This is a genomic window from Micromonospora sp. URMC 105 (assembly GCF_051386295.1).
Classification (GTDB): domain Bacteria; phylum Actinomycetota; class Actinomycetes; order Mycobacteriales; family Micromonosporaceae; genus Micromonospora.
In genome coordinates this window covers 1-10,643 of the sequence record NZ_JBPQTL010000143.1, presented here as the reverse complement: position 1 = coordinate 10,643, position 10,643 = coordinate 1, and the positions used below count along the sequence as shown (strand labels likewise).

At 75.6% G+C, this 10,643-nt stretch carries 9 protein-coding genes and 1 pseudogene; 5 read left to right on the top strand and 5 right to left on the bottom strand.

Features of this window, described 5'->3' with window-relative positions; all coding sequences use genetic code 11:
* The 4 genes and pseudogenes from ACSNN7_RS27425 to ACSNN7_RS27410 all read left to right on the top strand — a co-directional run.
* Positions 1–673 (top strand): annotated as a pseudogene (locus tag ACSNN7_RS27425) (ATPase); the annotation flags it as partial.
* Positions 670–1,077: a roadblock/LC7 domain-containing protein gene (locus tag ACSNN7_RS27420; RefSeq protein ID WP_007465177.1), complete on the top strand. Its 408-nt coding sequence runs from the start codon at positions 670–672 to the stop codon at positions 1,075–1,077. The pseudogene ACSNN7_RS27425 and the gene ACSNN7_RS27420, both read left to right, overlap by 4 nt.
* An 89-nt stretch (positions 1,078–1,166) precedes the next feature.
* Positions 1,167–1,529, top strand: a complete 363-nt coding sequence (locus tag ACSNN7_RS27415) for a DUF742 domain-containing protein (protein ID WP_334449402.1) — start codon at positions 1,167–1,169, stop codon at positions 1,527–1,529.
* Positions 1,510–2,130 (top strand): GTP-binding protein, encoded by a 621-nt coding sequence (locus ACSNN7_RS27410; RefSeq protein WP_436683920.1) that lies wholly within the window; start codon positions 1,510–1,512, stop codon positions 2,128–2,130. The genes ACSNN7_RS27415 and ACSNN7_RS27410 overlap by 20 nt, the downstream gene beginning before the upstream one ends.
* A gap of 12 nt (positions 2,131–2,142) precedes the next feature.
* Here the strand turns inward: ACSNN7_RS27410 and ACSNN7_RS27405 are convergent, their stop codons facing one another.
* Genes ACSNN7_RS27405 through ACSNN7_RS27385 form a run of 5 tightly spaced genes read right to left on the bottom strand, consistent with a single transcriptional unit; the run spans position 2,143 to position 9,697 of the window.
* Positions 2,143–3,231 carry a uroporphyrinogen-III synthase gene (locus ACSNN7_RS27405; protein ID WP_436683919.1) on the bottom strand — a complete coding sequence of 363 codons (1,089 nt, stop codon included), beginning with the start codon at positions 3,229–3,231 and terminating at the stop codon, positions 2,143–2,145.
* Entirely contained in the window at positions 3,231–3,578 is a 348-nt protein-coding gene (nirD, locus tag ACSNN7_RS27400; RefSeq protein WP_436683918.1) for a nitrite reductase small subunit NirD, read from the bottom strand. Before nirD ends, ACSNN7_RS27405 begins: the two co-directional genes overlap by 1 nt.
* Positions 3,575–6,103 carry a nitrite reductase large subunit NirB gene (gene nirB / locus ACSNN7_RS27395; protein ID WP_436683917.1) on the bottom strand — a complete coding sequence of 843 codons (2,529 nt, stop codon included), beginning with the start codon at positions 6,101–6,103 and terminating at the stop codon, positions 3,575–3,577. Before nirB ends, nirD begins: the two co-directional genes overlap by 4 nt.
* A gap of 55 nt (positions 6,104–6,158) precedes the next feature.
* Positions 6,159–7,592, bottom strand: coding sequence for an FAD-dependent oxidoreductase (locus tag ACSNN7_RS27390; protein WP_436683916.1), 1,434 nt, complete (start codon positions 7,590–7,592; stop codon positions 6,159–6,161).
* Positions 7,589–9,697, bottom strand: a complete 2,109-nt coding sequence (locus ACSNN7_RS27385) for a molybdopterin oxidoreductase family protein (RefSeq protein WP_436683915.1) — start codon at positions 9,695–9,697, stop codon at positions 7,589–7,591. The genes ACSNN7_RS27390 and ACSNN7_RS27385 overlap by 4 nt, the downstream gene beginning before the upstream one ends.
* Positions 9,698–9,844: 147 nt before the next feature.
* On the opposite strand from ACSNN7_RS27385, the gene ACSNN7_RS27380 reads away from it, so the two are divergent.
* On the top strand, positions 9,845–10,543 hold the full coding sequence (locus tag ACSNN7_RS27380) for a class I SAM-dependent methyltransferase (protein ID WP_436683914.1): 699 nt from the start codon (positions 9,845–9,847) through the stop codon (positions 10,541–10,543).
* Positions 10,544–10,643 lie beyond the last annotated feature (100 nt).

The window sequence follows — 10,643 nt, the reverse complement described above, 5'->3', positions numbered from 1 at the left end:
GCCGTACACCCCGCCGGCCGCGCCACCGCCGCCCGCCCCGGTACCGGCCGCGCCGGTGGTGGCCCGCCCGGACCGGCCGGCCGACTCGCCGATATTCCGCGAGATGGAGGCGGTCTGGTTCCGGTCCCACGGCGACGACGCCACCGCGATCTTCACCCGGCCCAACTTCGACCAGCCGCCCGCCGACGTCGTCGGAAAGGCCGGTCGGCCGCCGCTGCCGACCCGGGTGCCCGGCTCCCCGAACGCCGCCGGCACCCCGTCCGTGCCCTCGGCCGCCGGGCAGCCGCCGGTCCCGCCGCCACCCCCGTCGTACGCCCCGCCGGCGGTGCCGTCCGCGCCGCCGGCCACCCCCACCGCCCCGCCTCAGGAGCCCGCCGCCCCGCCACCGGCGGAGCCGGACGCCTGGCGGACGGCGGCCGACGACGGCTGGACCCGGGCCACCCGGGCCGCCGAGCCGGCCACCGGCGGCACCACCCGCTCCGGCCTGCCGAAGCGGGTGCCCCAGGCCCAGCTCGTCCCCGGCGGCATCGAGCCGAAGGGCGGGCGGGACCGCAGCCGCCGTACCCCCGACGAGGTCCGCGGCCTGCTCTCCGCCTATCACCGCGGGGTGCAGCGCGGCCGCTCGGCCGGTACGGACCAGAACAGCACCTCGACCAAGGAGACGCGCCGATGAACAGGCCAGCTGCCATGCAGGACATGGGTTGGCTGCTCACCAACTTCGCCGACAGCGTGGCGGGCATCGCCCACGTGGTGGCGGTGTCCGCGGACGGGCTGCTGCTCGCTTCCTCGCGGGACCTGCCGGGGGACCGCGCGGACCAGCTCGCCGCCATCACCTCCGGCGTGGTGAGCCTGACCGAGGGGGCCGCCCGGATGTTCAGCGCGGGCGGCGTGCTCCAGACGGTGATCGAGATGGACAGCGGTTACCTGTTCCTGATGTCGATCAGCGACGGGTCGTCGATGGCGGTGCTCGCGGCGCGCAGCTGCGACGTCGGGCAGGTCGGCTACGAGATGGCGCTGCTCGTCGAGCGGGTGGGCGCCGCGCTGGTGCCGCTGCCCCGCGACGCGGTGCGCTCGTAGGCGTGACGTACGACGCCGGGCGCGCTCGCGCCCGGCCAGGACAGGCGATCCGGTGCCGGTGGGCTCCGGGCGGGAGGAGGTGATGGCGGATGGAACCACGGCGGGACCCACGCGGGGCGTTGGTGCGCCCGTACGCGGTCACCCGGGGCCGTACCGAGCCGAGCCGGGACATCGCCCTGGAGGCGGTGCTCTCGGCCACGCCCACCCAGTGTGCCGAGGCCCGCTTCGCCGGGCACGACAAGTACCGCATCGCCACGGTCTGCGAGGGCCGGGCACAGTCGCTGGCGGAGATCGCCGCGTACACCCGGATGCCGCTGGGCGTCGCCCGGGTGCTGGTCGCCGATCTGGTGGCCGACGGCCTGCTGACGCTACACACTGCCGCTCCGGCCGAGGGCTACGAGGAGCGGATGAACCTGCTGGGAAGGGTGCTAAGTGGACTTCGCGAACTATGACCCCGCCGGGGCGCGCCGCAGCCGGGAGATCATCTCCGCGAAGATCGTGGTCGCGGGCGGCTTCGGCGTGGGCAAGACGACAATGGTCGGCGCCATCTCCGAGATCACGCCGCTGACCACGGAGGCGCTGATGACGGCGGCCGGCGTGGGTATCGACGACCCGTCGAAGGTGCCCGGCAAGGAGACCACCACGGTCGCCATGGACTTCGGCCGGATCACCATGGCGCAGGACCTGATCCTGTACCTCTTCGGCACTCCGGGACAGACCCGCTTCTGGTTCATGTGGGACGAGATCATCCGGGGGGCGGTGGGTGCCGCCGTCCTGGTGGACACCCGCCGGATCACGGACGCCTTCGCGCCGCTGGACTACTTCGAGAACCGGAACCTGCCGTACGTGGTGGCGCTGAACCGCTTCGACGACGCGCCGCAGTACGAGCCGGAGGAGGTCCGCGAGGCGCTGGCCATCTCGCCGGACGTGCCGCTGGTGATGTGCGACGCCCGCAAGCGGGAGTCGGTGAAGCAGGTGCTGGTGACCGTGGTCGAGCACGCCATGCTGCGGCTGGAGACAGAGCACGGCCGGGGCTACGCGCCGGTGGGCTGAACCGCCTCCGGGTCAGTCGACCCGGAGGCGGTAACCCCGCTTGACGACGGTCTGCACCACGCGGGGGGCCTGCAGCCCGACCCGCAGCCGGGCCACCGCCATCTCCACCGCGTGCTCGTCCGCGCCCCGGGGCAGGGTCCGCAGCAGCGAGGTGCGCGACAGCACCCGGCCGGGTGACGCGGCCAGCGCCCGCAGCACCGCCATCGGGGCGGGGGCGAGCGGCCGCAGCTCGCCGTCGATCACGGCCGCGTGCCCGCGCAGGGTCAGCAGGTGCCCGGCCGCCTTGACGGTCACCGTACGGCGGGGCAGCTCGTCGACGATCTGCCGGACCAGGGCGCCGAGCCGGGCCCGGGTGGGCGCGCTGACCGGCACCCCCCGGCGGACCAGCGGCTCCGCGGTGACCGGGCCGACGCAGCTGGCCAGCACGTCCGAGCGCAACGCTTCCAGCACCGTGTCCGCCCGGTCGCCGGCCGCCCGCAGCAGCGCCTCGGCCGCCGGTGCGGAGGTGAACGTGACGGCGTCGACGAGCCGTCCGGCGACCAGGTCGATGAGCCGGTGCAGGGGGGCCGGGTCGGTGGGCGGCGCCCAGCGGTAGACCGGCACCTCGATGACGGTGGCGCCGGCCGCCTCCAGCGCCTCGGTGCACTCCGGCTGCCGGTCGCCGTGCAGCTGCATGGCGATGACCTGACCGGCCACCCCGCGGGCGCGCAGGTGGTCGATCACCTCGTCGCAGCTCTCCGACTCCGGCGACCACTGGTCGTGCAGCCCGGCGGCCCGGATCGCGCCGCGCGCCTTTGGCCCCCGGGCCACCACGTACGACTGGGAGAGCACCGACCGCAGCGGCTCGGCGAGCCCCCAGCCCTCGGCCGCCTCCAGCCAGCCGCGCATCCCGATGCCGGTGTTCGCCATCAGGATGTCCGGCGGCCGGTCCAGGCAGAGGCGGGTGGCCTCGCGCAGGTCGCTGTCGTCGGCCAGCGGCACGATCCGCAGGGCCGGGGCGAGCACCACCCGCGCGCCGCGCCGTTGCAGCAGCGCGGCGAGCTCGTCGCGCCGCCGGTCGGCGGTGACCCCGATGGTGAAGCCGGCCAGTTCCTCCCGCATCACTGCACCTGTCGCAGCCGCACCTCGACCAGCCCGTCCCGGCAGCGGACCCCGTGCACGGGCAGCGCCACACCGGGCAGGTCCAGGCAGTGCCCGGTACGCAGGTCGTAGACCTGTTTGTGCAGCGGAGAGGCGAGGGTCGGCACCCCGCCGCGGCTGCCCACGATGCCCCGGGACATCACGTACGCGCCGCCGACCGGGTCGAGGTTGTCGATCGCGAAGAGTTCGCCACCGGTCGAGAAGAGGGCCACCTGCACGCCGTCGACCAGCGCGGCGACGCCCCGGTCGGGCTCCAGCCGGTCCAGCCGGCAGACGGTGGTCCAGCTCAGGGTCATGGTGTCGGTCATCGCCGTACCTCCGGAATTCCCAGTGCGACGGGCTGGCGGCGACGGTCGCCGCCGGCCGGTGGGCCGCCGCGCGGCGGCACCGGCTGGCCGCGCTCCACGGCGAAGCTGATGGACGGGTCGGGCACGTCCGGTGCGTTGACGAAGGAGGTGAACCGGCGCAGCCGATCCGGGTCCTCCAGGACGTCGCGCCACTCGTCCGAGTAGGACGCCACGTGCCGGGCCATCGCCGCGTCCAGCTCGGCGCAGAGCCCGAGCGAGTCGTCCACGATCACCGAGCGCAGGTGGTCGAGGCCGCCCTCCATCGCCTCGATCCAGGCGGCGGTGCGTTGCAGCCGGTCGGCGGTGCGGACGTAATACATCAAGAATCTGTCGATCAGTTGAATCAGTGCTTCTGTGGATAGATCAGTGGCGAAGAGGTCGGCGTGCCGGGGCCGGAAGCCGCCGTTGCCGCCCAGGTAGAGGTTCCAGCCGGTGTCGGTGGCGATGATGCCGAAGTCCTTGCTGCGGGCCTCGGCGCACTCCCGGGCGCAGCCGGAGACCGCTGACTTGATCTTGTGCGGGGCGCGCAGGCCCCGGTACCGCAGTTCCAGCGCGATGGCCAGGCCGACCGAGTCCTGCACCCCGTACCGGCACCACGTCTCGCCGACGCAGGACTTCACCGTCCGCAGCGCCTTGCCGTACGCGTGGCCGGACTCGAAGCCGGCGTCGACCAGCCGGCGCCAGATCTGCGGTAGCTGCTCCACCCGCGCGCCGAACAGGTCGATCCGCTGCCCACCCGTGATCTTCGTGTAGAGCCGGAAGTCGCGCGCCACCTCGCCGATCACGATCAGCTTCTCCGGGGTGATCTCGCCGCCGGGGATCCGGGGCACCACCGAGTAGCTGCCGTCGCGTTGCAGGTTGGCCAGGAAGTGGTCGTTGGTGTCCTGCAACGAGGCCTGCTCGCCGTCGAGCACGTGCCCGGTGCCCAGCGAGGCCAGGATCGAGGCCACCACCGGCTTGCAGATGTCACAGCCGCGCCCCCGCCCGTGCTCGGCGATGAGCGCGGAGAAGGTGCGGATGCCCCGGACCCGGACGATGTCGAACAGCTCCTGCCGGCCGGCGTCGAAGTGCTCGCAGAGCGCGGTGGACTGCTTCACCCCGGCCGCGTCGAGCAGCTGCTTCAGCATCGGCACGCAGGACCCGCAGCTGGTGCCGGCCCGGGTGCACGCCTTCAGCGCCGGCACGTCCGTCGCGCCGCCGGCGATCGCGGCGTCGATGTCGTCGCGGGTCACCGCGTTGCAGGAGCAGACCTGCGCCGCGCCGGGCAGCGCCGCGGCACCGGCGCCCGCCCCGCCGGCCGGCGCCAGCAGCGCCAGCGGGGCGGCGGGCAACGGGCCGCCCACGCTGGCCCGCAGCGTGGGGTAGGCGCTCGCGTCCCCGACCAGCACGCCGCCGAGCAGCGTCCGCGCGTCGTCGGAGAGGACCAGCTTCGCGTACGAACGGGTGACCGGGTCGGTGAAGGTCACGTCCAGGCAGCCCGGCGTGGTGCCGTGCGCGTCGCCGAACGAGGCCACGTCCACGCCGAGCAGCTTGAGCTTGGTGGCGGTGTCCGCCCCGGGGAAGGTCGCCGACCCGCCGAGCAGCCGGTCGGCGACCACCTCGGCCATTGCGTACCCGGGGGCGACCAGCCCGTGGCAGGTGCCGTCGACCGCCGCGCACTCGCCCACCGCCCAGATCCGCTCGTCCGCGCTGCGGCAGGTCGCGTCGACCAGCACCCCACCGCGCGGGCCGAGCGGCAGCCCGGCGGCCCGGGCCAGCTCGTCGCGGGGGCGGATGCCGGCGGCCACCACGACCAGCTCCGCGTCGACCGTGCTGCCGTCGGAGAGCGCCAGCGCGGCGACGACGCCGTCCGGGCCGGGGCGCAGCGCGGTGGTGGCCACCCCGAGGTGGGTGGTGACCCCCAGCTCCTCGACGTAGCGGCGCAGCATCGCGCCACCGGCCTCGTCGACCTGCACCGGCATCAGCCGGGGCGCGAACTCCACCACGTGGGTGGCCAGGCCGAGCAGCCGCAGGGCGTTGGCCGCCTCCAGGCCGAGCAGGCCGCCACCGATCACCGCGCCGGTACGCCGGCCCCGGGCGTGCGCCCGGATCGCCTCCAGGTCGTCCAGGGTGCGGTAGACGAAGACCCCGGGCAGCGCCGTGCCGTCGACCGGCGGCACGAACGCGTAGGACCCGGTGGCCAGCACCAGCGCGTCGTACGGGTGCTCGCCGGCCGCGGTGGTCACCACCCGCCGCTCCCGGTCGACGCCGGTGACCGCCTCACCGAGGCGGAGCTCGACCCCGTCGTCGGGGGTGTGCAGGTTCAGCTCGTCGGCACCCACCCCGTCGAAGAACGCCGAGAGCCGCACCCGGTCGTACGCCGGCCGGTGCTCCTCGGCGAGTACCGTCACCCGCCACCGCCGGTCGTGGTCGCGGGCGCGCAGCGCCTCGACGAACCGTTGTCCGACCATGCCGTTGCCGACGACGACCAATCGTCCGCCGGTCATCGCGTCACCTCCTCGCGGTCCGTCGCGTCAGGTCCGTCCATCGCTTCACGTCCGGTCATCGGGCAGCCGCCCCCACCGAGTCCGCCTCGCAGAGCCAGCCGACGATGCCGGCGACCGCGTCCCGGCAGCCGCCGCAGCCGGTGGCGGCCCGGGTGGTCGCCACCACCTCGTCCACCGTCCGGGCCCCGGCCCGCCAGCAGGCGACCAGCGCGCCCTTGCGCACGTCGTTGCACTGGCAGACGGTGGCCGCGTCCGGCATCAGCGCCGGGGACTCCGCGGGCGCGGCCCCGGTCCCGCCGAGCGCGCGGCCCAGCAGCAGCGCCCGCCGGTCGGCCGGCACCGGCGCGCCCCGGTCGAAGAGCTGCACCACCGTGCCGACCGACGGGTTGTCGCCGAGCAGGATGGCGGCGGTCAGCCGCTCCTCGTGGATGCGGAGCCGGGCGTACGTGCCCCGGGCCGGGTCGGCGAAGGTCAGCTCCTCGCCCGGCCCGCCGCCGGGGTCGCCCATCGCGGCGAGGTCGATGCCGGCCGCCTTCAGCCGGGTCACCACCGGCCGGGGCCGGTATCGAGCGGCCGGGTCCTCGCCGGTGAGCACCTGGGCCAGCACCCGGGCCTGCGCCCAGGCCGGTGCGACCAGCCCGGTCAGCGTGCCGTCGTGCTGGGCGCAGTCACCGATCGCCGAGATCGCGGGATCGCTGGTGCGCAGCCGGTCGTCGACCACCACGCCCCGGTCCACGGCCAGCCCGGCCGCGGCGGCCAGCGCGGTGTCGGGGCGTACCCCGCAGGAGATCACCAGCAGGTCGGCGGTGAGCGACCGGCCGTCGGCCAGGTCGAGGCGTACCCCGTCGGCGTCCGCCGCCACGCCGGTGGCCGCGACGGCCAGGTGGGTGCTCACCCCGAGGTCGGCGAGGGTACCGGCCAGCACGGCCGCGCCGGCCGGGTCGAGTTGGCGTTCCATCAGGTACGGCAGCGGGTGCACCACCCCGACGTCGAGCCCCCGGGCGGCCAGCCCGCGCGCCGCCTCCAGGCCGAGCAGCCCGCCGCCGAGCACCAGGGCGCTGCGGGCGCCCTCGGCGGCGGCCAGGATCCGCCGGCAGTCGTCCAGGGTGCGGAACGGCACCACCCGTTCCGGCAGGTCGGCCGGGTCCAGGCCGGGCAGCGGCGGCACCAGCGCCCGGCTGCCGGTGGCGAGCACCAGGTGGTCGTAGCCGATCCGGTCACCGTCGTCGGTGCGGACCACCCGGGCGTCGGTGTCCAGCGCGGCGACCTGCACCCCGGTCCGCACGTCGACGCCCTGCCCGGCGATCTCGGCCAGCTCCACGTCCGGCTCGGCGACCTTCCCCGCCAGCAGGGTGGAGAGCATGATCCGGTTGTACGCCCGGTGCGGCTCCGCCCCGAGGACGACGACCTTGAGGTCCCCGTCCCGGGCGTGCAGTTCGGCGGCGAGCCGGGAACCGGCCATGCCGTATCCCACGATGACGACGTTCATACCTTCTCCACCCGTACGGCGCAGATCTTGAATTCGGGCATTCCGGAGACCGGGTCCGTCGCGTCGTTGGTCACGGAGTTGGCCCGGGCCGCGCCGCCCCAGTGGAACGGCGCGAAGACGGTGTCCGGCCGGATGGCCGGGCTGAGCCGGGCCGGCGCGCGCAGTTCACCCCGGCGGGAGGCGACCCGCACCTCGTCGCCCTCGGCCACCCCGAGCCGGGCGGCGAGGTCGGGGTGCAGCTCCACGAAGCCGTGGGGAGCGGCCCGGTGCAGCGCGGCGACCCGGCGGGTCTGGGCGCCGGACTGGTACTGGGCGAGCACCCGGCCGGTGGTGAAGTGCAGCGGGTAGTCGGCGCAGACCTGCTCGGCGGCGGGCCGGTGGTGCACCGGCTGGAACCGGGCGCGGCCGTCCGGGGTGGGGAAGGAGTCGGCGAAGAGCCGGGGCGTGTCCGGCCCGTCCGGGTCGGGGCAGGGCCAGAAGACGCCCTCGTCGGCCTCGATCCGCTCCCAGCTCACCCCGGCGTAGTCCGCGACACCGCCGGCCGAGGCCCGGCGCAGCTCGGTGAAGACCTGCGCCGGGTCGGTCGGGAAGGACGCCGGGGCGTCCAGGCGGGCGGCCAGCTCGGCGAGGACCGCCAGGTCGGTCCGGACCCCGGCCGGCGGCTCGCGCAGCGCGCGGCGGCGCAGCACCCGGCCCTCCAGGTTGGTCATCGTGCCGTCCTCCTCGGCCCACTGGGCCACCGGCAGCACCACGTCGGCGAGGGCGGCCGTCTCGGAGAGCAGGAAGTCGGCCACCACCAGCAGGTCCAGCCCGCGCAGCCGCGATTCGATCCGGGCGGCCCGGGGCGCGGAGACCACCGGATTCGAGCCGAAGACCAGCATCGCCCGGGGACCACCGGGGGTGCCCAACGACTCCAGCAGCCGGTACGCCGGCACGCCCGGCCCGGGCAGGTCGTCCGGGTCGACGCCCCAGACGCCCGCCACGTGTTCCCGGGCCGCCGGATCGTCGATCTTCCGGTACCCGGGGAGCTGGTCGGCCTTCTGCCCGTGCTCCCGGCCGCCCTGCCCGTTGCCCTGGCCGGTCAGGCAGCCGTACCCGGAGCCGGAGCGGCCGGGCAGGCCGAGGGCGAGGGCCAGGTTGACGAAGGCGCTGACGGTGTCGACGCCCTTGGCGTGCTGTTCCGCGCCCCGGGCGGTGAGGATGATCGCGCTGCCGGCGGTGCCGAGCGCACGGGCGGTCGCCTCCAGGTCGGCCACCGGGACCCCGGAGAGCCGTTCCACCTCCGCCGGCCAGTAGCCGGCCACGGTGCGGCGTACCTCGTCGAAGCCGGTGGTCCGGGCGGCCACGTAGTCCCGGTCGACGAAGCCCTCGGTGAGCGCGACGTGCAGCAGCGCGTTGGCCACCGCGAGGTCGGTGCCGGGCAGCGGTTGCAGGTGCAGGTCGGCCTGCCGGGCGGTGGCGGTGACCCGGGGGTCGACGACGATCAGGCGCCCGCCGCGCTCGCGCTGGTCGGCCAGGTGACGCATCAGCGGCGGCATGGTCTCCGCCGGGTTGGCGCCGACCAGCAGCAGCGTCTCCGCCCGGGCGAGGTCGGCCAGCGGGAAGGGCAGGCCCCGGTCCACGCCGAAGGCGCGGATCCCGGCCGCGGCGGCCGAGGACATGCACCACCGGCCGTTGTAGTCGATGTGCCGGGTGCGTAGCGCCACCCGGGCGAACTTGCCCAGCGCGTACGCCTTCTCGTTGGTGAGCCCGCCGCCGCCGAAGACCGCGACCGCGTCGCGGCCGTGTCCGGCCTGGACGGTACGGATGCCCGCGGCGATCCGATCGAGCGCCGCCGCCCAGGTCGCCGGGCGCAGCTCACCGTCGGCCGGGTCGCGCACCAGCGGGGTGGTCAGCCGGTCGGGGTGGTCCAGCAGCTCGGCGGCGGTCCAGCCCTTCTGGCACAGCCCGCCCCGGTTGGTGGGGAACTGGCGGGGAAGCACCTCCACCCGCTCGCCGGTCTGGCGCAGGACCATTCCGCACTGCAGGGCGCAGTACGGGCAGTGCGTCTCCGCCTGCCGGGGGTCGCCCCCCGACCCGGTCGCGGAGCGTGCACGGTCTGTCATGCCAGTGAAGCGTGCCGGGGGGCGGTTTCCGGTCCGGGTCCCGTCTGTTTCGGTCCTGTCAAGAGCGGCTCACACCGCACGGGGGCAGCCGGCCGGTCGGGGAGGTCTATGATATGGGACAACCGTCCTGAAGTATGGGAGACGACGATGAGCGTGGCGGCGGCGTTCGACGCGGTGGCGGGCAGCTACGACCAGGCCCGGCGGCGCCTGGTGCCACGCTTCGACGACTTCTACGGCACCGCGGTCGAGGTGGCCGCCGTGCCGCTGCGGGCCGCGCTGGCCGCGGGGCGTACCCCCGAGGTGCTGGACCTGGGTGCGGGCACCGGGCTGTTCTCCCTGCTGCTCACCGCGGCGCTGCCGGGGGTCCGGGTGACCCTGCTCGACGGCGCCCCGCGGATGCTCGCGGTCGCCGCCGACGCGCTGGCCGCCCGGGGCGTGCCGCACCGGACGGTGGTCGCCGATCTCACCGGCCCGCTCCCCGCCGGCCGGTACGACGCGGTGGTCTCCGCGCTGGCCGTCCACCACCTCGACGACGACGGCAAGCGGGTCCTCTACCGGCGCGCCGCCGAGGCGCTGACGCCCGGCGGGGTGTTCGTCAACGCCGAGCAGGTGGCCGGCCCGACCCCCGCCCTGGACCGCCGCTACGACGAGGTCTGGGTCGCCCAGGCCACCGCGCTCGGTTCCGACGCCGCGGAGCTGGCCGCCGCCCGGGAGCGGATGCGGCACGACCGGCCGGCGCCGGTGGACGCCCAGTGCCGCTGGCTCGCCGAGGCCGGGCTGGTCGACGTCGACTGCTTCTACAAGGCGTGGCGCTTCGCCGTCTTCGGCGGCACCCGCCCCGCCTGACCGCGCCGGCCGGGACGCGCCCGCCGCGCCCGCCTCCGCCCCCGCCCGATCCCCGTTTTGGGGGGGGGGGGGGGGGGGGGGGGGGGGGGGGGGGGGGGGG